General features: G+C 66.4%; 17 protein-coding genes and 1 pseudogene. 14 read left to right on the top strand and 4 right to left on the bottom strand.

Annotation, left to right across the window (positions count from 1 at the left end):
• A partial coding sequence (locus ACYQ1H_RS04280; RefSeq protein ID WP_460026824.1) for a KUP/HAK/KT family potassium transporter occupies positions 1–784 on the top strand: 784 nt, incomplete at its 5' end.
• Positions 785–994: 210 nt separating this feature from the next.
• Here the strand turns inward: ACYQ1H_RS04280 and metE are convergent.
• On the bottom strand, positions 995–3,304 hold the full coding sequence (gene metE, locus ACYQ1H_RS04275; protein WP_460026823.1) for a 5-methyltetrahydropteroyltriglutamate--homocysteine S-methyltransferase: 2,310 nt from the start codon (positions 3,302–3,304) through the stop codon (positions 995–997).
• Between the two features lie 96 nt (positions 3,305–3,400).
• On the opposite strand from metE, the gene ACYQ1H_RS04270 reads away from it, so the two are divergent.
• The 7 genes and pseudogenes from ACYQ1H_RS04270 (at position 3,401) to ACYQ1H_RS04240 (ending at position 9,370) form a co-directional block, all read left to right on the top strand.
• The gene (locus ACYQ1H_RS04270; protein WP_460026822.1) at positions 3,401–4,378 is read left to right on the top strand and encodes a LysR family transcriptional regulator; all 978 of its coding nucleotides are present in this window, start codon (positions 3,401–3,403) and stop codon (positions 4,376–4,378) included.
• A gap of 83 nt (positions 4,379–4,461) precedes the next feature.
• On the top strand, positions 4,462–6,372 hold the full coding sequence (gene htpG / locus ACYQ1H_RS04265) for a molecular chaperone HtpG (RefSeq protein ID WP_460026821.1): 1,911 nt from the start codon (positions 4,462–4,464) through the stop codon (positions 6,370–6,372).
• Positions 6,373–6,693: 321 nt separating this feature from the next.
• A pseudogene (locus ACYQ1H_RS04260) lies at positions 6,694–7,178 on the top strand (transposase); the annotation flags it as partial.
• Entirely contained in the window at positions 7,133–7,594 is a 462-nt protein-coding gene (locus tag ACYQ1H_RS04255) for a hypothetical protein (protein ID WP_460026828.1), read from the top strand. The pseudogene ACYQ1H_RS04260 and the gene ACYQ1H_RS04255, both read left to right, overlap by 46 nt.
• A gap of 104 nt (positions 7,595–7,698) precedes the next feature.
• The gene (locus tag ACYQ1H_RS04250) at positions 7,699–7,989 is read left to right on the top strand and encodes a hypothetical protein (protein ID WP_460026820.1); all 291 of its coding nucleotides are present in this window, start codon (positions 7,699–7,701) and stop codon (positions 7,987–7,989) included.
• On the top strand, positions 7,986–8,429 hold the full coding sequence (locus ACYQ1H_RS04245) for a hypothetical protein (protein WP_460026819.1): 444 nt from the start codon (positions 7,986–7,988) through the stop codon (positions 8,427–8,429). Before ACYQ1H_RS04250 ends, ACYQ1H_RS04245 begins: the two co-directional genes overlap by 4 nt.
• A gap of 461 nt (positions 8,430–8,890) precedes the next feature.
• Complete coding sequence (locus tag ACYQ1H_RS04240; protein WP_460026818.1) at positions 8,891–9,370, top strand: cupin domain-containing protein; 480 nt, start codon at positions 8,891–8,893, stop codon at positions 9,368–9,370.
• 206 nt (positions 9,371–9,576) lie between these two features.
• Here the strand turns inward: ACYQ1H_RS04240 and ACYQ1H_RS04235 are convergent, their stop codons facing one another.
• On the bottom strand, positions 9,577–13,371 hold the full coding sequence (locus ACYQ1H_RS04235; RefSeq protein ID WP_460026817.1) for a PAS domain S-box protein: 3,795 nt from the start codon (positions 13,369–13,371) through the stop codon (positions 9,577–9,579).
• Positions 13,372–13,737: 366 nt separating this feature from the next.
• Complete coding sequence (locus tag ACYQ1H_RS04230; protein WP_460026816.1) at positions 13,738–16,542, bottom strand: PAS domain S-box protein; 2,805 nt, start codon at positions 16,540–16,542, stop codon at positions 13,738–13,740.
• A 590-nt stretch (positions 16,543–17,132) separates the two neighbouring features.
• On the opposite strand from ACYQ1H_RS04230, the gene ACYQ1H_RS04225 reads away from it, so the two are divergent.
• From ACYQ1H_RS04225 to ACYQ1H_RS04200, 6 genes are all read left to right on the top strand, one after another.
• Positions 17,133–17,522, top strand: coding sequence for a DUF423 domain-containing protein (locus tag ACYQ1H_RS04225; protein ID WP_460026815.1), 390 nt, complete (start codon positions 17,133–17,135; stop codon positions 17,520–17,522).
• Positions 17,519–18,124 carry a hypothetical protein gene (locus ACYQ1H_RS04220; RefSeq protein ID WP_460026814.1) on the top strand — a complete coding sequence of 202 codons (606 nt, stop codon included), beginning with the start codon at positions 17,519–17,521 and terminating at the stop codon, positions 18,122–18,124. The genes ACYQ1H_RS04225 and ACYQ1H_RS04220 overlap by 4 nt, the downstream gene beginning before the upstream one ends.
• Before the next feature lie 30 nt (positions 18,125–18,154).
• Positions 18,155–18,889 (top strand): DUF1538 family protein, encoded by a 735-nt coding sequence (locus ACYQ1H_RS04215; RefSeq protein ID WP_460026813.1) that lies wholly within the window; start codon positions 18,155–18,157, stop codon positions 18,887–18,889.
• Positions 18,886–19,683, top strand: a complete 798-nt coding sequence (locus ACYQ1H_RS04210) for a DUF1538 domain-containing protein (protein ID WP_460026812.1) — start codon at positions 18,886–18,888, stop codon at positions 19,681–19,683. Before ACYQ1H_RS04215 ends, ACYQ1H_RS04210 begins: the two co-directional genes overlap by 4 nt.
• Positions 19,684–19,744: 61 nt before the next feature.
• Positions 19,745–20,095 (top strand): P-II family nitrogen regulator, encoded by a 351-nt coding sequence (locus ACYQ1H_RS04205; RefSeq protein ID WP_460026811.1) that lies wholly within the window; start codon positions 19,745–19,747, stop codon positions 20,093–20,095.
• A gap of 3 nt (positions 20,096–20,098) precedes the next feature.
• Positions 20,099–20,503 (top strand): CBS domain-containing protein, encoded by a 405-nt coding sequence (locus tag ACYQ1H_RS04200; RefSeq protein WP_460026810.1) that lies wholly within the window; start codon positions 20,099–20,101, stop codon positions 20,501–20,503.
• Here ACYQ1H_RS04200 and ACYQ1H_RS04195 read toward each other — a convergent pair.
• On the bottom strand, positions 20,475–22,085 hold the full coding sequence (locus ACYQ1H_RS04195) for a cation:proton antiporter domain-containing protein (RefSeq protein WP_460026809.1): 1,611 nt from the start codon (positions 22,083–22,085) through the stop codon (positions 20,475–20,477). The two genes, ACYQ1H_RS04200 and ACYQ1H_RS04195, sit on opposite strands and share 29 nt — an antisense overlap.
• Between the last annotated feature and the right edge of the window lie 23 nt (positions 22,086–22,108).

Below are 22,108 nucleotides of genomic sequence, written 5' to 3'. Positions count from 1 at the left end.
CTCGAACCTGGCTGCGGCTTATGGCATAGCCGTAACGGGTACCATGTCCATCGATACGATACTCGCCTTTGTTGTGGCCACCAGCATCTGGCGATGGAACCCGATATTAAGCGCACTCGTCGCGCTCGGCTTTCTTGCCATAGACCTGGCCTTCTTCACCGCAAATGTACCCAAGATACCTGATGGCGGCTGGTTTCCTTTGATCATTGGCAGCTTGGTGTTTGTCGTCATGAGCACCTGGAAATCGGGGCGAACCATCTTGCAGGAAAAGCTGCAAGAGATGGCCATGCCCATGGAAAGCCTGCATCAATTGCTCCAGGATAACCCACCGGTCCGAGTCAAGGGCACGGCCGTCTTCCTGACCACCAATCATGCAGGAATACCCCTTTCCCTGCAGTCCAACCTCCGCCACAACCATGCGATGCATGAGAATGTGATCATTCTCAGCGTCTTGACCGAGCCGATCCCCAGGGTGCCCCCCGAGAAGCGGAGGGTGGTGGTCAACCTGGCTGAATCGATATTTCGAATCACGCTCCACTATGGCTTTGCCGAATCGCCCAATATTCCCAAAGCGCTCAGATCAAGCAGTCGCGCCATTGATGTCGACCCGGCCGACACCTTTTACTTCCTCAGTCGAGAAAGCTTGATTTGTCAATCCAGCAAGATGGCGGCCTGGCGCATGAAGCTTTTCACGATCATGGCCCGCAACGCCGGCTCCGCTGCCCGCTATTTTGGCATCCCGTCAGAGAAGGTCGTCGAGCTTGGCATGCAAGTCATCATTTGAGCGCGCCTGTGTTGGTGTCCTAGGCCTGGACGCAAACCATGGGGGTCGCGCGCGCACCCTATCTTTTACCTTTTCAGGTTTGAACCGACATCTTCCGCCTGCTTGCCGATGCTCCGTCTATAGATAAAGGGGGCACTTTCCAGGCATTCCTTGCCGGATATGGCCCGGGGAGCCGCCAGCGCCGCTCCCCGGCATGGATCGGGCATCCGTCTAGTACACGGTGGCGGTAACGCATTCCCGCGCGCTCGCCTGCGCATCCGCCGCCATCCGCTGGCGCATCCCTTCGGCAGCGGCAACCATGCGGGCCAGGCCCTCCCTTACCTCCGGCCAGTCGCGGGTCTTGAGGCCGCAATCCGGGTTGACCCACAGCCGTTCGGCGGGAATCGCCGCGCTGGCCTTTTCCAGCAATGCCCGCATCGCCTCGACGGTCGGCACCCGGGGCGAATGGATGTCGTAGACGCCGGGACCGATGTCGTTCGGGTAACGGAAACCCTGGAAGGCCTCCAGCAGTTCCATGCCGGAGCGGGCGGTCTCGATGGTGATGACGTCCGCGTCCAGATCGGCGATGGCCGGCAGGATGTCGCCGAATTCCGCGTAGCACATGTGGGTATGGATCTGGGTATCGTCGCCGACGCCGCTGGCGGCCAGCCGGAACGCGCGCACCGCCCAGTCGAGGTACGCGGGCCAGTCCTGCCGCCGCAGTGGCAGGCCCTCGCGGAAGGCCGGCTCGTCGATCTGGATGATGGCGATGCCGGCCCGCTCGAGGTCGTCCACCTCGCCGCGGATGGCCAGGGCGATCTGCCATGCGGTCTGCGACCGGGGCTGGTCGTCGCGGACAAAGGACCATTGCAGCAGGGTCACCGGGCCGGTCAGCATGGCCTTGACCGGCTTGCGGGTCTGCCGCTGAGCGTAGCCGATCCACTCCACGGTCATGGGCCGGGGCCGGGTCACCTCGCCGTAAAGGATGGGTGGCTTGACGCAGCGGGACCCATAGCTCTGCACCCAGCCCTGACGGGTGAAGGCGAAGCCGTTCAGCTGCTCGCCGAAGTATTCCACCATGTCGTTGCGCTCGGCCTCGCCGTGCACCAGCACATCCAGCCCCAGCGCCTCCTGCTCGCGCACGGCCTCGCGGATGGCCTGGCGCATGGCCTCGCGATAGGCGACCTCGTTCAGCTCGCCCCGGCGATGCTCGGCACGGGTCTTGCGGATGACCGAGGTCTGCGGAAACGAGCCGATGGTGGTGGTGGGAAAGCCCGGCAGCCGCAGCCGCGCCCGTTGCAGGGCGATACGCTCCGGAAATGGCGAGTGGCGCTGGAAATCGGCCGGCCGCAGGGCCTGCAGGCGGGCGCGGAGCCGCGGGTCATGCAGGCGGGGCGAGGCGGTGCGCTGGCCCATGGCCCGGTCCGCTGCTGCCAGTTCGCCGGCAATGGCCCGGGCGCCGAGGCGCAGGCCCTTGTCCAGTGTCGCCAGTTCCTCCAGCTTCTGCACCGCGAAGGCCAGCCAGTTCCTGAGCTCCGGGTCCAGCCCGGTTTCCTGATCCAGATCGACCGGGACATGCAGCAGCGAACAGCTGGGCGCAAGCCACAGCCGCTCGCCGAGGACCGCCCGCGCCTGCTCGGCCCGCTCCAGCAGGCGGCGAATGTCCGCACGCCAGACATTGCGCCCGTCGATCAGCCCCAGCGAGAGCACCTTGTCCGCGGGATAGCCGTCCAGGAACGCGTCCACCTGCTCGGGGGCCCGGGCCGCATCGAGATGCAGCCCGGCCACCGGCAGCCTGTCGAGCCAGTCCCGATGCCGGGCCACCGAGCCGAAGTAGGTGGCCAGCAGGAGCCGCGGCCCGTCGGCCAGGCTTTCGTAGGCGGTCCGGCAGGCGGCCAGCCAGGCCGGCGGCAGGTCCAGCACCAGCGCGGGCTCGTCCATCTGTACCCATTGCACACCCCGGGCCTTGAGACGCGCGAGGATGTCGGCGTAGACCGGCAGCAGGCGGGGCAGCAGTTCCAGCCGGTCGAAGCCGGCCTCACGCGACTTGCCCAGGTAGAGATAGGTCAGGGGCCCGATCAGCACCGGCTTGGGGTTGAGCCTGAGCGCGAGGGCTTCGTCGACCGCCTCGAACAGCCATCCGGTGCCTGGCCGGAGCGGCATCCGCCGATGAAATTCCGGGACCAGGTAGTGGTAGTTGGTATCGAACCATTTGGTCATCTCCAGCGCCGGCTGGGACGGGTTGCCACGGGCCAGCTGGAAATAGCGCGCCAGATCGAGCGCCTCGTCGCCGAAGCCGAAGCGTTCCGGAATGGCCCCCAGCAGCGCCGTCATGTCGAGCATCTGGTCATAGAAGGTGAAATCGCCGACCGGCACCAGATCCAGGCCGGCTTGCAGCCGCCAGTGCCGTTCGCGCAGCTGGCGACCGCGGGCGGCCAAGGCGCTGCCATCCAGCCGGCCTGACCAGTGGGCCTCCAGCGCCTGCTTCAGTTCACGGCCGACGCCGATGCGGGGAAATCCCAGGGAATGCGTCACGGTCATGGATTCCGACTCCTGTCATGATGGGGAGCGGCATGATCGGTGCCCAGGGTTTATTATTCAAACTCAATGTTTTCATGACCTTCATCGGTTTCATTCATGAACCAATCCCTGCTGGAACTCCGTCACCTGCAAACGTTGACCGCCCTGGTCGAAACCGGAACCCTGTCGCGGGCCGCGACCCGGCTGTTCCTCACCCAATCGGCCATCTCCCATCAGATCAAGCAGCTGGAAACGCATTACGGCGTCAGCCTGTTCGAGCGCAAGAGTCAGCCCTTGCGCCTGTCGCCCGCCGGCCAGCGCCTGCACACCCTGGCCGAGACAGTGCTGAAGCTGGTCCGGGAAGCCGAGCGGGATGTCGCCCGCATCGCCCAGGGCGAAGCGGGACAGCTGCGTATCGCGGTGGAATGCCACACCTGCTTCGACTGGCTGATGCCGGCGATGGACCGCTTCCGCGAGCACTGGCCGGAAATCGAGCTGGATCTGGTGTCGGGCTTCCAGGCCGACCCGCTGGCCCTGCTGCTGGAAAACCGGGCGGAGCTGGTGATCGTGTCGGAACCGCAGCCGCGCCCCGGCCTGGTGTTCCACCCGCTGTTCCGTTTCGAGATCGTCGGCCTGGTCTCCCGGCAGCATCATCTGGCGCCCAGGCCCTGCCTGGAACCTGAGGATTTCGCTGGGGAAACCCTGATCAGCTACCCGGTGCCCGAGGACATGCTGGACATCGTGCGCAAGGTCCTGAAGCCGGTCGGCCTGGAGCCGAAGCGGCGCACCGCCGAACTGACCGTGGCCATCCTGCAGCTGGTCGCCAGCCGGCGCGGCATCGCCGCCCTGCCGCAGTGGTCGGTGCAGAGCTATCTGGAGCGGGACTACGTGCTGGCCAAGCCGATCGGCGCGAAAGGCCTGTGGAGCGAGCTGTACGCGGCCAGCACCGCGACGATGGCGAGCTCGGCCTATCTGCTGGATTTTCTCGATACCGTCCGCGGTACCAGCTTCCGCAACCTCCGCGGGCTGCTGCCACTGGCCGGCGACGCCGGCGCGGTTGGGCAGGTGCCTGATTCGCGCCTCCGGCCGACTTGAAATCGGCCAGGCTCGGCCCCAGACCCGGGTGGCGAAATGTTCCCAACCCTTTCCATCCATATCACCGGGAGGCACGACACACCATGACGGTCGCCGAAAACAAGGTCACCATGGGCTTCGAGGCAGAGGTCAAGCAGCTTCTGCACCTGATGATCCATTCGCTGTACAGCAACAAGGAAATCTTCCTGCGCGAGCTGATTTCCAACGCATCCGACGCGGCGGACAAGCTGCGCTTCAACGCGCTCAGCGACGACGCCCTGTATGAGGGTGATCCGGACCTGAAGATCCGCATCGAATTCGACAAGGATGCCCGCACCATCACGCTGACCGACAACGGCATCGGCATGACCCGCGACGAGGTGCGCGACAACATCGGCACCATCGCCCGCTCCGGCACCCGACAGTTCTTCGAGTCGCTGACCGGCGACCAGGCCAGAGACAGCCAGCTGATCGGCCAGTTCGGCGTCGGCTTCTACTCGTCCTTCATCGTCGCCGACAAGGTGGTGCTGGAAACCCGCAAGGCCGGCACCACCCACGATCATGGGGTGCGCTGGGAATCCGCCGGCGAGGGCGACTACACGCTGGAGAACGTCGACAAGCCGGAGCACGGTACCCGCATTACCCTGCACCTGCGCGAGGGCGAGGACGAATTCCTCGACGGCTGGAAGCTGCGCTCCATCATCCGCAAGTTCTCGGATCACATCTCGCTGCCGATCGAGATGCTCAAGGAGCATTATGGCGAAACCCAGGAGGGCGAGGAACCGCCGGCGCCGGAATGGGAAACCGTCAACAGCGCCTCGGCCCTGTGGGCCAAGAACCGCGACGAGATCACCGACGAACAGTACGAGGAGTTCTACAAGCACGTCTCGCACGACTTCCAGGCCCCGCTGGCCCGGGTGCACAGCCGCGTCGAGGGAACCAACGAATACACGTTGCTGCTGTATCTGCCGTCCAAGGCGCCCTTCGACCTCTGGGACCGCGAGTCCAAGCATGGCGTCCGGCTGTATGTGCGCAAGGTGTTCATCACCGAGGAAGCCGACAAGCTGATGCCGCGCTACCTGCGCTTCATCCGCGGCGTCATCGACTCCGACTCGCTGCCGCTGAACGTGTCGCGCGAAATTCTCCAGGAAAACGCCCTGCTGGAAAAAATCCGCTCCGGGGCGGTGAAAAAGGTGCTGGGCCTGCTGGAGGATCTGGCCGCGAACCAGCCGGCGCAATACGCCGCGTTCTGGCAGGAGTTCGGCCAGGCGTTCAAGGAAGGCCCGATCGAGGACTTCAAGAACAAGGACCGCATCGCCAAGCTGCTGCGCTTCTCGTCCACCCACAACGCCACCGATGAACAGAACGTCTCGCTGGACGACTACATCGGCCGCATGAAGGAGGGCCAGGACAAGATCTACTACATCACCGCCGAGAGCTATGCCGCCGCCAAGAGCAGCCCGCATCTGGAAATCTTCCGCAAGAAGGGACTGGAAGTACTCTTGATGCACGAGCGCGTCGACGACTGGCTGGTCGGCTACCTGACCGAGCACGAAGGCAAGGCACTGCAGTCCATCGCCAAGGGCGACCTGGATCTGGGCACGCTGGAGGACGAGGCCGACAAGCAGCACAAGGAAGAGGCCGCCAAGGAACTGCAACCGCTGGTCGAGCGCATCAAGACCGTGCTGGGCGACAAGGTCAGCGAGGTCAAGATCAGCGCCCGCCTGACCGATTCGCCGGCCTGTCTGGTCAGCGAAAGCTACGGCATGAGCCGCACCATGGAGCGCATCATGAAGTCGGCCGGTCAGCACATCCCGACCAGCAAGCCGGTGTTCGAGCTCAACCCCGATCATGCCCTGGTGGCGAAGCTGAAGGCCGAGACCGACGACACCCGCTTCGGCGACCTGGCGCACATCCTCTACGACCAGGCCGTGCTCGGCGAAGGCGCGCAACTGGACGACCCGGCGCAATTCGTCCGCCGGCTCAACGGGCTGCTGCAGAACGTGCTGGGCTGAACCGGCCGGCTTGCCGCACCCAAAGCGGGCCTCGTGCCCGCTTTTTCATGCCGGTTTCCCGGCCTGCCCGCCGCTCTCCGCCTCACCGGGGCCGGTGCCATCGAGGGCCTTTTGATGTTCGCACTGATGTATTTAGATCAATCTCATCACAGACATGGTCGAAACTGGTGTGTGAGCTTGGGCTGATGGCTTGAGCGGGTGGCGTACCCTGCTGACCATTCGATTGTCGAGACTGAAGCGCAGCCTTGAGGTGAGTACGCCATGGCAAGATTACGCAGGACGAGGAGAGAGGGGCAACGGCGTTGGGGCGTTGCTGAGTCGGCACGGGAAGCGCTGACGGCGGTCGGGCCGGTGTCAGTGCGGGTGCCGAAGGTCCGGGATCGCTCAGGGCGCGGGGTGACGTTCAACTCGGCCCGGGTGCCGCCGTCTGTGCGCCGTTGCGGCCGTATCTCCGCGGCCATGCCGTGGCGGCGGTACCTGAAAGGTGTCCCGATCGGTGACTTGCAGGCGGTGCTGGCGGTGTGGGTCGGTGACCAGGCCAAGGACTTGTCCGCGAATGGGGTAAGTCGCTTGAAGGCCGGTTGGGCGTATCCGGCGTGGGCGCGGCGGGCTCTGTCCGAACAGCGTTACGTGTACGGGTGGGCCCATGCGTCCGGGCTCGATGGTCGGCGGGATCTGCAAGCCCGCGGCCTGAGCGCGGGACCCTAGATTTCTGGGCCATGTTGAAAGAGGTCTACGCCGGGACCCGCCATCAGCGCTGTTGGTTTTACAAGATAGGCAACGTCCCGAGCCGCCTGCCGAAAGCCTGACAGAGCCAGGCCAAGGCAGCGCTCCAAGGGATCGGGACGGCACCCGGGCCGAGGCCGGCAACGCGCTGATCTGGTCGGGCGAGGACGACCCGAGGGATACCCTGGCGCCCCGCCTGCTGGCCTGCGGGGCGGACATGCGTCGCCTCTACTTCGTGGGCGACGTGCGGGACGGCGACGAGGAGCTTACCTTCGATCCGGCCCGGCACATGGACGCGCTGACCCGGGCAGCGGCCCGGATCGGCGGCTGGAACAAGTCGAGCTGGAGAACCACCCGGGGTGTTCGCCTCGCGGCTGGTCTGGGGCGAGGCGCTGCCGCCGGAGGAAGACAACGGCGACGACGAGCCGGAAGCGCCCAAGTGCGCCATCTGGCTGCGGGACTTTCTCGCCAGCGGACCCAGGACCGCCAAGGATGAGGGTTGTGGGCACTGTGCGGAGGGCAATGGGCCGGCAGCGTGCCAGTTGACGGTACAGGGGGCGACCCATAAAAATTATGGGTATGAGCGTGTTAACCTTCCCCATGTCCCCCTTGCATGTGCTGGAGCTGATCCAGCAAGCCGCCCAGGCGGGTCGGATCATCTACCCCACCTTCGAGCAGGCTGCTGGCTGGTATGCCATGGTGACGCGACGACAGATTCAGAAGTGTCTGCGCGAGGGGCAGCTGGTTGGCAATCCCGCCACCGACCCGAATGGACACATCGACTTCAGCATGAGCGCCTGGTGTGCCGGCCTTGACGTGCGGGTGACAGGGCAGCTACAGGATCAGGGCGGCTGGTACATCATCGTCATCACTGTGGAGAACGTGCTGTGAACGGCTATCACTACCGGGAATGCGGGCTGGATAATGTCTGGCTGCTGAACGGTTACGAGCTGCACGACACGCCCTATGGCAAGGGCGTGTCATTCGTGGATGTGGAGGGCCTGGATGCGGCCATTGCCAAAGCCCTCACGGAGAAGCCCGCGCCTCTGACCGGCCGGGAACTGCGGTTCCTGCGCATCATGCTGGATATGTCCCAGAAGAGTCTCGGGGAACTGTTCGGCAAGAGCGCCCAGACCGTGGCGCTGTGGGAGAAGTCGGAAGCGCTCAATCCCGAGGTGGAGTACCTGATCCGCCACGTCTATCGCCAGACGGCCATCGACAAGAGTGACAGCTACGTGGAGCTGGTCCAGCGACTGAACCAGCGTGACATCCAGGACAATGCCCCCATGCACTTCCAGGCGACTGGGCGGGGATGGGACAAAGCAGCTTGAGGAGGAGGCGGCGGAGATGCTCCACTGGCGGCAGCTGCACGGCAGCGCGGTGCTGAGCGACGAGACGCCGGCCAGGTTGACCATTCTCTGACCTATCCTCCCGCGCCCTTGCCGAATCGGGCAGGCGCCGAGGTTGTCCACAAGGTCATCCACCGCAACGGTGGATAACGGGCGTCACCCCAAAAAATGGCCACACTTCGATTTTGTGTGTACCACCAAACTAAAAAGTGCCATGTATGGCCTGATTTCATTGGCTACTTGATATTCATGGCAATATCGAACTGGCAGTCATCGACCCGGTGCTGGCCATTGCCTCGCTGGCGATTCTCGCCGGCGTGATCCTCATGACGATCCTGTTTGCCAGATCGGGCCGGAAGACTGCGGACAACGGATAAGCCTTTGGCCCCTGACCCCGCCTGTCTCAAGACGAACGCATTCCGGCGACCCTGCCCCATGTCCCCATGAAAACACCGCTCGACCTGCCAGCCCTCGACCCCGCGAACGTACCCGTTCGGACCGCCTCCATCTACCCGACGGAGGCGCAGCGCCAGCGGCTCGCCGGCCGCGCCAAGCAGGCCCTGGGCGATGCCCTGGGATTGCAGAACTTCGGCGTCAATCTGGTCCGCCTGGAGCCCGGCGCGATCTCCGCCCTGCGCCACTGGCACACCCGGCAGGACGAGTTCATCTACGTGCTGGAAGGCGAACTTACCCTGGTCACCGAGGCCGGCGAGCAAAACCTGCCGGCAGGTGCCTGCGCCGGCTTCCCGGCCGGCCAGGCCGACGGGCATCAACTGGTCAACCGGAGCGACCATGTCGTGGTCTACCTGGAAGTCGGCGACCGGCTGCCGGGAGACCGGTCGCATTATCCCGACGAGGATCTGGAAGCCAGGGCGGGACGGGGCAGCTACGAGTTCCTGCACAGGGACGGCACGCCCTACTGAAACCGCCCTGGCGCGTGCCCGCACTCCGGCACGGGTTCAGGGCACCGGACCCGGCCCCAGCCCGGGACCGGAACCCCGGCGGGGCATCGCTTCCGTCCGCGCCCTTCCCTGAGCCGGCCCCCCCCCGGGACAAGCGCCAGCCTGCGGTCAGGGCCGCCAAGCCGGGGCCGCCATGACCATCCCTGCTCCCCTCCCCTCGCCCGTACTCAGGCAGGGCAATGCTGGCGCAGCATCGCGGCCATCCGGTCGATGTTGATCGGCTTGGGCAGGAAGTCGTTGAGGCCGGCGGCCAGCGCGGCCTGCCGCTCTTCCGGCAGGACACCGGCACTCAGGGCGATGACGGGGAGTCCGGCCAGGGCAGGGTTCCGGCGAATCTCACGGGTGGCCGTGAGGCCGTCCATGACCGGCATCTGGATGTCCATGAGCACGATATCGAAACCATCGGGCATGGCCCGTAGCCGCTCCAGGGCCTGCTGGCCGTCACGGGCGGTGCCGACACGGGCACCTTCGTGTTCGAGGGCTTTCTGTCCGACCAGCAGGTTGATGCGGTTGTCGTCCACCAGCAGGACCCGCAGCCCGGCCAGTCGTGGCTCGGCGGCCGCGGCGGGTGCCGGCGTGGCGCGCACCGGGGACACGCCGGTGGCGGGGTTCACACGGGCGAAGGGGATTTCGCACCAGAAGGCGCTGCCCTGGCCCGGGGTGCTCTCGGCGCCGAGCGTGCCGCCCATCAGTTCGGCCAGACGGCGGCTGATGACCAAGCCCAGGCCGGTGCCGCCAAACCGGCGGGTGATGGAACTGTCGCCCTGGCTGAAGGGCTGGAACAGCCGGCTCAGCGCGTCGGGTTCGATGCCGATGCCGGTATCGCGCACGGCGAAGCGCAGCCGCACCGGCCCGGCTCCGGATGTCACGGGCGTCACGGTGAGCGTCACACCGCCATGCTCGGTGAACTTGATGGCATTGCCCAGGAGATTGAGGAGTATCTGCTCCAGCCGCATGGCATCGCCGATCAGCCGCCCCGGCAGCTCGGCGGCGGCGACCGTCAGGTCGAGCCCCTTGAGGCGGGCGGCCGGGCGGAGCAGGTTTTCCACCTGCCGCAGGGTTGCCGCAGGCTGAAACGCCTGCTGCTCGACGCGCAGTTCGCCGGCTTCGATCTTGGAGAAGTCGAGGATGTCGTCGATGATGCGCAGCAGCGACTCGCCGGCTTCGCCGATGTGGCGAACCATGACGGCCTGGCCGGGGCTGAGCAGTTCCTGGGCCAGCAGCTGCGCCATGCCGAGCACGCCGTTCATGGGCGTGCGGATTTCGTGGCTCATGTGGGCCAGGAACTGGCTCTTGGCGGCATTGGCCCGCTCCAGCTCGACGACTTTGCCTGCCAGTTCCTCGTTGAGCGACTGGATGGCCCGCTCGGCCTGCTTGCGGGACGTGATGTCGCGGAGGAAGGCGATCATGGTGCGCTGATCGGCATCCGGCAGGGTGCTGACTTCAACGTCGATGACGCGGCCGGACCTGGTGCGGTGCCGGGTCTCGATCACCCCCCAGCCCTCGGCCAGGATGCCCCCGACACTCTCGCGGAACGCATCCGGGTCATGCAGGATGTCGATGTCGGGCACCCGCAGCTGGAGCAGTTCCTCGCGGCTGTAGCCGCTCTGGGTCTCCGCCGCGCGATTGACATCGACGATGCGTCCGGTGCTCGCCTCGATCAGCCAGAAGGCGTCCTTGGTGGCGCGCAGCATCCGTTCATAGCGGTCGGCCGCCGCCGCCAGTCGCTGCTCGAATTGCTTGCGCTCGGTAACGTCCTGCATCGCCCCGACCAGACGCAGCGGCTTGCCGGCGGCATCCCGCTGGATGACGCCGCGGGCATAGACGACCGCATACGCGCCGGAGTGGTGGCGGAACCGGTACTGGCTGGTCCAGAGGCCGGCCGTGCTGGCCAGGTCCCCGGTCAACGACGCCAGCACCCCGGCACGGTCCGCCGGATGAATGTGCCGCACCCAGTTGTCGTAGGACGGTGGGGTTTCGTTGCGGCGGTAACCGTAGTGCGAGTAGAAGTTATCGTTCCACCACACCTCGTGGGTCTCGATGTTCCAGTCCCAGATGACCTCCGAGGTGGCCTGATTGGCCATGGCGTAGCGCTGTTCGCTGAGCGCCAGCGCGGCGCGGGCGCGGTGACGCTCGATCGCGATCGCCGCCAGCTTGGCCGCCTGCTCGATCAGCTGAATTTCAGCCTCGTTCGGCGTGGCGGGGGCGCGATGATAGATGGCGAAGGTGCCGAGCACGGCGCCATCCGCGCCGAGAACGGGTTCGGACCAGCAGGCGCCCAGCTGCGCCTGCTGGATCAGCGCGCGGAAGGCCGACCAGTTGGGATGGGTCTGTAAATCGGCGGCGATGACCCGCTGGCCGGTATGGGCCGCCTCGCCGCAGGCGCCCGCGCCCGGGCCGATGGCCAGGCCATCGACGGCCCGGTTGTAGAAGTCCGACAGGCTGGGTGCCGCGCCGGTGGCCAGTCGACGACCACTGCTGTCGAGCAGCAGGATGCTGCACAGCATGCCGGGCTGGGCGCTCTCGACGCCACGGGTGATGGCTTCGAGGATGTCCTTGAGTGGCGCACCGCCGGCCAGCAGTTCCAGCACGGCCGAACGGGTGGCTTCCTGACGTTCCAGCCGCTGCTGCTCGGTAATGTCGCGCAGGATGGCGCAGTAACTGTCGGCGGTCAGCAGCTGGGCGGTCACATCGGCCACGAATCTGGAACCGTCCTTGCGGACATGCACCCACGGCTCATGATGTCGCCGACCGCCCATGATGTCGCCCACGGCATCGGCGAGGCGGGGATGTTCCTCGGGTGCCAGGATGCTGATCAGCGGTATCTGGCGCAGCGCCTCCAGCTCGTAGCCCAGCAGCCGCAGCGCGGCCGGGTTGGCGTCCAGGAAACGGTCGTTGCCCGTGAGCAGGAGGATGCCGTCCTGCGATTGCTCGAACAGGTGGCGGAACCTCGCCAGGCTGATCTGCTCCGCAGCCGCGGCCTGACGCAAGCTGCGCGCATGCTGGTACTGCAGCCCCTTGACCAGGCCTCTCAGAATGGCCGACAGCAGCCCCAGCAAGGCGAGCAGCCAACCGCCCCACAGCCAGGCCTCACGCCGGACGCCGCTCAGGATTTCCTCCGTATCCTGCTTGACGATCAGCATCCAGGGGGTGCCGGCCACGGGGACGGCCGCAAGCGCTACGGCGACACCGCGGTAATCATGACCCTCGGACACGCCGGTCTGGCCCAGGATTGCCCGCACGGCGGGCAGATTGGTCTCGCTCAGCGGGCGCGAGAAGTTCAAGGCCGCGTTCGGCAGATGCCGGAGTTCGCTGAGACACAGCACCGTATCACCCTCGCGGCGCACGATGAAGGCTTCGCCGCTGCGGGTCGACAGGGGCAGGGACGCCAGCAGCGGATAGAGCGCGTCGCTGGCACGGATCAGCAACATGATGGCACCGACCGGCCGGTTTCCGGCAAACAGCGGGGCCATCAGGTGCAGGTGCGGATAACCGACCTTGTCATCGCGATGGAGATCGGAAAGGATAGCCTGACGGGTCCGCCAGGATTCGGCCAGAGTGGCACGATCACGGTCATTCAGGGCGGGAAAGCCGGTCCCGCCCAGGCTGTAACGCAAGCGGGCCTCGGCATCGACGATCGTGGCCGCGGCGTAACCGTAGTGGCGCAACAGAGCCTCAAGCTGGTCGCGGATGCCCGCGGGCAGCGGCTGGCCCGGGTCCCTGGCCAGCCAGTCGGCCAGGCTATCGGCCAGCAGCTGGTTGTGTACCAGCACCTCGCCATCGCCCAGGCGCTCATGCCGCCAGAGGGCGAGCTGTTCCGCCTTGATCCGCGCGCTGGCCAGCAGCGTCGTCTGCGCCTGGGCCTGCGCGCGATGCAGCCAGCCCTCGTAGACATGCTGCCCGCCCAGCGCCAAGGCCAGCACGGTTGCGCCGCCACCCAGTCCGATCAAGAGATTACGCATGAAGATATGAGCTGGGCCGCGAGGGAGACCATGCCGGCCGGATCGGGGATTGCCTGCCGGGGATGGAGTAAGCCTGTCTTCGCCGGATCGCCATCGATCCAGCCGGCGACAGGCAGCGCCGCGCGCGGGCAATCAGCGTGAGACCCGCACAGGTGGCCACGGTTCAGGCGCTGGATCAGGCCAGGGATGACCGATGGCCGGCTTCAGTGCCTGCCGGCGCCCGGGCTGCCGGCGTTCCCCGCGTCACGGGCCCATCACCCCGCCAACCGTGCCGCGCAGCGGCATTTCGCGGCCGCGCCCGGCGCCCGCCGGGTCCGGCCACGGCCGAGCGGTGAGCGCCCATGATCCGCGGGCCTGCCGGCGGCCCTAGCCGGGCTTCAGGTAGGCGGCCAGCACGCGATGCATCTGCCGCAAATCGACCGGCTTGCCGAGGAAGTTGTTCATGCCCGCGCCCAGGGCCGCCTGGCATTCCTCCGCGGTGACGCCGGCGGTCAGGGCGATGATCGGCAGCCCCGACAGCCGTTCGTCGCGGCGGATTTCGCGGGCCACGCTGAGGCCGTCCAGCTCGGGCATCTGCACGTCCAGCAGCACGGCATCGAAATCCCCGGGCGCGGCCCTCAGCCTGTCCAGGGCCGCCCGCCCGCTCTGCACCGCCGTCACCGCGGCACCCAGATAGACCAGCACCTGTTCGATCATTCTCAGGTTGGCAAGGTTGTCATCCACCGAGAGCACCCGCAGGCCCGCCAGCGAGTGCCGGTCCAGGGGCGCCGAGGCGGCATCCGTCGCGACGGTCCCGCGGCCCGCCCGGGCGAAAGGCGCCTCGAACCAGAACAGGCTGCCCCGATCGACCTCGCTGGAGACGCCCATGCGCCCGCCCATGGCCTCGACGATGCGCTGGCTGATCACCAGGCCCAAGCCGGTGCCGCCGAAGCGGCGGGTGATGCTGGGGTCGCCCTGGCTGAACGGCTGGAACAGGCGATCCATGACCTCCCTGGATATCCCGATGCCGGTATCGCGGACCTCGAACCGCAGCCAGATCGCCGCGCCATCGGTGGACAGGCGCTGTACCGTGAGACTCACCTCGCCACGCCCGGTGAACTTGATGGCATTGCCCAGGAGGTTCAACAGGACCTGTTTCAGCCGCAGCGGATCGCCCGACAGGCGCCCGGGTTCGGCGCCGAGGCAACGGACCTGCAGCGACAGCCCCTTGCTTGCCGCCTGGTTGCGCAGCAGCGATTCGAGTTGCCCAAGCAGGGTCTCCAGCTGAAACGATTCGGTTTGCAGGACCAACCCCCCCGCCTCGATCGTGGTCAGGTCCAAAAGGTCGTTGATCATATGCAGCAGATCGGCGCTCGCCTGGTTAATGGCCTGCAGCATCTCCCGCTGCTCGGGCGAGATCCGGTCCATTTCGAGTATCTGGGCAAAGCCCATGATGGAGTTCAGGGGCGTTCGCAGTTCATGACTCATGTGGGCCAGAAACTGCGTCTTGGCCGCGTTCGCGGCCTTCAGTTGCGAAAGCTTCTCGTCCAGCGCGATATTGAGCTCGGAAATGCGTGTTTCGAAGTCGTGGCGTTCGGTGATGTCGACCAGGATGCAATGGGTCCGCTCGAAGCGGCCGTCCAGGTCGCGCTGGATGCGTCCGGCGATCAGCACGCTGATCTTGCGTCCGTCCCGCCGGACCAGCTGCAATTCTCCCTCGACGTTATGGGTGCGCTTGAATTCGTCGAACCTGGCGTGGAAGCCGTCGCACTCCAGGGCCCAGAAGTCGCCGAAATCGCCTCCCAGCATGTCGGCGGGACTGGCAAAGCCCAACAGGTCGGCCATTTGCTGGTTGGCGTCCAGCCAATGACCCTGGATGTCCAGGGATTGATAGGGAATGGGCAAGTGCTCGAACAGCAGGCGGAAGCGTTTCTCGCTGTCCTGCAGGCGGATGTCCGCCCGTTTCCGTTCGGAAATATCGATGACGACCCCCACCAGCAGGCGCCTTCCGCTGCTATCGACCCGGGGCTGGCCACAGCCCTGAATCCAGCGGATGTCCCCATCCGTCCGACGGATGCGGCATTCGAAATCCCATAGGGCTTGGGCGGAGAGCGCCTGTTGAAAGCTTGCGTCCACCCGCTCGCGGTCCTCCGCGACCACATGTTCCATGAACGCCGCGTAGCTCCAGCCGGGATGGGGTTTCTCGTAACCGAAGATCTGGTCGTGGCGCAAGGAGCAGACGGCCGTCAGCTGATCCAGTTCGAGCTGCCACTCGCCGGCCTGCAGGGAATCCAGGGCGAAGCGCAGGCGCTTCTCGTTGTGCCGCAGCGTCTCCTGGGCCGCCTTGATGTCATGGATGTCCGTGCAGGTGCCGAACCACTTGTAGATTTTTCCCTCCCGGTCGAAGGCCGGCACGCCGCGCACCAGCCACCAGCGGTAGCTGCCATCCGCGCGCCGGAGGCGGCACTCCAATGAGTAGGTCCCGTTGTGATGAATTGCGTTCTGCCAGGCATCCCAGGCGCGTTGGCGGTCGTCCGGGTGAAAGGGAATGTTCCAGCCATGACCATGGCTTTCCTCCAGGGACATGCCGGTGTAGTCCACCCACTTCTGGTTGAAGAAAATATTCTCGCCCTCGGGATTGGTGATCCACACAATCTGGGGAACGGACTCGGCCAGCAGGCGGAATTCCCGTTCAGGGATGTACTGCGGCAGGACATCCCCGGTGGAGAGGGGTGTTGCCGGCGCCGTGGGAGGAAACGAGAATGCCTGGCCCTCCGCCGTCTCGAACATGGCCCGATAGTGGTGCTCCGAATCTGCGAGTTTCGACAAGGCCAGTCTCAATCGGGCGCGCGCCAGATGATGGTTTTGATGCACGAGGGAAATCAGCCCGCCCATGATGGCAAACATCGCCATCACCGCCACCTGAGGCCAGGCGGAGACCGCCAGGGAGTGGATCGGGTCCACGAAAAAATAGTTGGCCAGCCCGACGGAAAGCAGGGTGGCCGGCAAACCGCCCCTGAGGCCGCCAAAATGGGCGCTGAAGAAAACGGCCGGGTAGAAGAAAAACCAGAGGAACGGCTGCACCACGGGCCAGAGCAGTAGTTGCAGGATCAGGGCCGCACCGGGCAGCAGCAGGGCGACCAGCAGGACAGAACCGATATGGCGATCGGGGAAAACGCTGGATTTATCCATAAGCATGTGGCCGCGTGCCGGCCAGAATAGAGTCATGTGGAGATTTTGGGCGATTCCGAAGAGATTAACCAGCCTTGTTTCCGCGCGACAGCAGACGGTTGATATGGGTGCGCAAAACCTCGATATATTGCAGAAATTATTTATTTTCATGCGGACAGCCTGATATTTGACCCATCCCCGTGGATACCCTGATGGATACCCTGGCACAGGCTTGTCATGACCGGAGCAATCGCTCCACTGCGCCTTCTGGCCGCGGCGGGGTGCCGGGCAAGGCGGCGATCTCCTGCCATGCGCCCGCAGCCCCCATCGAAGCCGACCGGCCTGGGCACACGGCTGGTCCGATGCCGGCCCGCCGGAGGTGGCGTCGCCCGCATGGGGCCGCCTTGGCGGACAGCCGGGGGGACTCGCAGGCCCTTCGGGCGCCGTGCGGAATGACGTCCAGCATGAGAGCAGCGCCGGCTTGGGCGTACACTATCGCCCTGCGAGTGGAGCCCCACGCCAACGGGCGTGGTGGCACTGTTCCGGGGCTCGCCGAGCTGCCGGCCCCAAGATAGCCTGATGGCAAGACCCGACTCCGTTTTGTTGTTCCCATGCATAGCAGAACCCTCCTGATCTCGGCAGCTCTCGCGGGGTTGCTGGCCGTCGCGCTGGGCGCCTTCGGCGCCCACGGCCTGAAAGGCCACCTTGGCGAGGCCGACCTGACCCTCTATCGCACGGCGGTCGATTACCACATGTGGCATGCGCTGGGGCTGGGCTGGATCGGACTGCTGGCGGAACGTCGCCCCGGATCGCGCCTGCTGACCTGGGCGGGTGGGCTGATGCTGGGGGGCATCGCGGTCTTTTCCGGCAGCCTCTACCTGCTCAGCATCAGCGGCCTGCGCTGGCTGGGCATGGTCACGCCCTTGGGCGGGCTGGCCTTCATGGCTGCCTGGCTGCTGACGGCGCTGGCGCTCTACCGGCAAACCGGTGACCACGCATGACCGTCCTGCGCGTCCTGCTGCGGGAGTTCAGGCGGGCGCTGCCGCCGACCCTGTTCTTCCTGGTCACCTTCCACATCGGCGTGCTGATCCGCCATCTGGACGAGGAAGGCTACGGCATCACGCCCGGCCGTTCGGCCATGGCGACGATCAGCGCCCTGGTGCTGGGCAAGCTCTACCTGCTGCTCGACGAACGGCGCCTGGCCAACCTGTTTGCCGACCGCCCGCTGATCCTGGCGGTACTCTGGAAAACCCTGCTGTACGGCAGCCTCGCCTCGCTGGCGATCGTGGCGGAGGACGTGCTGCCGCCGCTCTTCCGTGAACACGCCTCGCCGGGCGCCGCCTGGCGGCAATACACCGCCTCGATCGTATGGCCGCTCTTCTGGAGCAACCACCTGTTCATGGCGCTGACGGTCTTCGCGTTTTCGACGGCATCCGAACTGGCGCGGGTCATCGGCCGCCGGCAGATTCTCGCCCTGTTCTTCGGCCCCCGCCGGGCCGGCCACGCCCCGCCGGCGGCGCCGGCGCGGGACCCGTTCCAGGCATCTGCCGGAATAGCCGCCGACGCGCCCCGCCCGCCCGGGCGCCAGCCGCGACGTCCATGAGCGTTCTTCCGATCCCTCGCCCCTTTCCCGATGCGCACCTTCGTCTGGCAACTGCTGGCGCCCCTGGCTGCGAGCCTGCGGGACCTGGCTCCCATCATCTTGGTCATTGCCGTCTTCCAGCTGCTGGTGCTGAAACAGCCCCTGCCCAACCTGCTCGACCTGCTGTGGGGACTGACCCTGGTGGTGGCGGGGCTGGCCCTGTTCGTACAGGGGCTCAAACTGGGGCTGTTTCCCATCGGTGAATCGCTGGCCTGGAGCTTCGCCGCCAAGGGCAGTCTCGGCTGGCTGTTGCTGTTCGCCTTTGCCCTCGGCTTCGGCACCACGGTGGCGGAACCCGCCCTGATCGCGGTGGCCGGCGAAGCCGCCGGCGTCGCCGCCGGTGGCGGCTGGATCGCGGATACGCAAGCGGCCCGCCAGGACTACGCGGAAGGGTTGCGCTACACCGTGGCGCTGTCGGTGGGCCTGGCGGTTGTCATCGGCGTGCTGCGCATCCTGCGCGGCTGGCCCATCCAGAACCTCATCATCCTGGGCTATCTCAGCGTGGTCGTCATGACCCTCTTCGCCCCGCCGGAGATCGTCGGCATCGCCTACGACTCCGGCGGTGTCACCACCTCCACCATCACGGTGCCGCTGGTGACGGCGCTGGGCGTCGGGCTGGCCTCCAGCATCGAGGGCCGCAATCCCATGACCGACGGGTTCGGCCTGATCGCGCTGGCCTCGCTGACACCCATGATTTTCGTCATGGCCTACGGAGCGCTGCGGTGACGGCCGGCGACCGGCTGCATGGCCTGTGGCAGACACTACAGCTCACCAGCATCGACGTGCTGCCGATCGCCGGCATCCTGCTGAGCTTCCAGCTCTTGGTGCTGCGCCGCCGGATCGCCAACCTGCCCCAGGTGCTGATGGGTTTTCTGTTGGTGCTGGCGGGCCTGACGTTTTTCCTGGAAGGGCTGGAGCGCGCCCTGTTTCCGCTGGGCAAGCTGATGGCCCAGCAACTCACCGAGCCGGGCTTCATCGGGCCGCGCCAACTCGCCGGGGCAGCGACCTGGTGGCATTACGGCTGGGCCTATCTTTTCGCCTTTGCCATCGGGTTCGCCACCACCATTGCCGAACCCTCGCTGCTGGCGGTCGCCCTGAAGGCCAGCCAGGTTTCCGGTGGCTCGATCCAGCCCTGGGGACTTCGTATCGCCGTCGCCCTGGGCGTTGCCATCGGCATCACCCTGGGGGTGTTCCGCATCGTCACCGGCACGCCCCTGCACTACTACATCATCGCCGGCTACGTCCTGGTGCTGGCACAGACCTGGTGGGCGCCCCGCAGCATCGTGGCGCTCGCCTACGATTCCGGCGGCGTCACCACCTCGACGGTCACCGTGCCGCTGGTGGCCGCCCTCGGCCTCGGTCTCGCCAGCCACATACCCGGCCGCCATCCCATGCTGGACGGCTTTGGCCTCATCGCCTTCGCCAGCCTGTTTCCGATCATGACCGTGCTCGGCTACGCCCAGCTGAGCCAATGGCGCAGCCGCCGGTCGAAGACATCCGCGGAGACCGGCGAGCCATGACCGCCCTACCCGAGACTCCGGCTCGCGCCGGGCTGGCCATCCCACCCCGAGGAGGACAACCATGCACTTCAAGCTCATCCTGGCCTGTGTCGAGGACCAGGCCACCCAGGCCGTGCTCGACGCCGCGCGCAAGGCCGGCGCCACCGGCTCCACCATCATCGGCCAGGCCCGCGGCGAGGGCCTGGAGAAGACCCGCACCTTCTTCGGCCTGGCCTTGGAGGCGCAGCGGGACGTGATCCTGCTGCTGGTGGAGGAACATCTCAGCCGCCACATCCTGGAAACCATCGCCGAGGTGGCCGGCTTCAAGAGCAAGCCCGGCAGCGGCATCGCCTTCCAGGTCGATGTCGAGGATGCCGTCGGCATCGACCATCAGGTGCGCAGGCTCAGCGGCCGCGTCGAGGAGGAGATCTGAACCATGGGCAGCAAACCGCTGATCCGCGTGCGCGACGTGATGAAGACCCACTTCGACCTGGTGGAGGGCATGGCCACCGTCGCCGCCGCCCTGGAAACCATGCAGCACGTCGAGACCAAGACGCTGATCGTCAGGCCGCGCAATGACCACGACGAGATCGGCATCGTCTCGCTGTCGGACATCTCGCGCGAGGTGCTGGCCAGGGACCGGGCGCCGGACCGGGTCAATATCTACGAGATCATGGTCAAGCCGGCCTTCACCGTGCACCCGGACATGGACATCCGCTACTGCGCCCGCCTGTTCGACCGCTTCGGCCTGAGCCGGGCGCCGGTGGTCAAGGACCGCGAAGTCCTGGGGGTGGTCAGCCTGACCGACCTGGTCATGAAGGGCCTGCTGCCGAACCTCTGACGACCGGCTCCGGCGACCCGCGCGGACTATCGGAATCCGGGTCGGCCGGGGCCGGCAGGGTTTCCAGCAGCCGCTCGGCAAGCTCGATGCCGGCCTCGGTGAAGGGGTGGAACACCACATCGGCCCCGGCACGGTAGAGGGCGGGGTCCTCCTGCGGGCTGAAAGACGTGGTACCCACCCGTCCCGTGTAGCCCTTCGAGCGCAGCTGCCTGAGGGAAAGGCAGCGGGCGTTGAAGTCCGGCAGCGCCAGGATGATGCCGCTCAGGTTCTCCAGCACCGCCTGCCGCCAGAGCTCCGGGTCCTCGCTGTCGCCGTAGACCACCCGCAACCCCTCCGCCTGCAGGCGGCTGACGCGGGTGGGGTCGGCATCCAGGCCCTGCACCTTGTGGCGGGCACGCGCCAGCGTCTCGTAGGCGGCCCGGCCGGTACGTCCCATGCCGACCACCAGCCAGGTGGCATTGCCGAAATCGGCCGGCACCTGGTCAGGGTGTGGCACCCGCCGCTCGAAGCGGACCAGCCAGGGCTCCAGGCTGCCGAAGAGGCGGTGCGAATGCCGGTTCAGCAGCGCCGCGATGGCCAGGGAGGCCGCCACGGTGAAGCCCAGCACGGCACTCCAGGAGCGCTCCAGGAGGCCGGACTCGATCACCGGATAGGTCGCGATCAGCGCAAACTCGCTGTAGGTCATCAGCGCCAGCGAGGCGACAAACGCGGTGCGCGCGCGCAGCCCGGTCAGCAGCAGCAGGGTGAAGAACAGCCAGCCCTGCAGGGGCAGCACCAGCAGCAGCTTGAGCGAGGTGACAAGCTCGCCCGCCGTGGGTGTGCCATGCAGGCCGATCTCCAGAAAGAACGCGACCAGCAGCACCTCCTTCAGGCCCCACAGCTTGCGGCCGAGATCGTTGGCATCCGGATGCCCCGCCAGCAGCAACCCCATCAGCAGCGCGCCGAGATCGTCGGCCACGCCGACCGCCTGCGCCAGCTTGCCGCCGGCGAAGGCCAGCAGCACACCCAGCAGCAGCCGCAGTTCGCTGGCCTGGGTTACCTCGAACAGCCAGGCGGCCAGCGGCCGCAACAGGGGCAGCAGCAGCAGTCCGAGCGCCCAGGGCGACGGCGTCTTGGCGCCGGCGACGGCCAGCAGGCCCACGGCAATCAGATCCTGCAGGATCAGGATGCCCATGACGATGCGGCCGTGGAAGCTCTCCAGTTCGCGGTTGTCCTCCAGCACCTTCACCGCCAGCACCGTGCTGGAGAAGGCAAGGCTTACGCCCAGCATCAGGCCGCCGGTGATGTGCTGATGCTCGACGAAGAACCACAGCCCGGAAAAGACCGCCACCACGAACAGGTGCAGCCCGCCGACGCCCATCACCTCGCGCCGGAAGATGGTGCCGATCTTCAGCTTCAGGCCGACGGTGAACAGCAGCAGGAGTATGCCGATGTGGGACAGCTGGCCAAGCAGAGCCTCGGCATGCACGCCGGCGAGATTCAGGCCATAGCCCGCCACCAGATACCCGACCAGCGGCGGCAGGCCCAGCCGGCTGGCCAGCAGGCCGGCAAAGTACGCGCTGGCGATCCATACGATTTCCATTCTTCAGCTCCATGCCTTGAGAA

Source organism: Methyloparacoccus murrellii (assembly GCF_054657115.1).
This window is presented reverse-complemented; position numbering and strand designations above follow the sequence as displayed.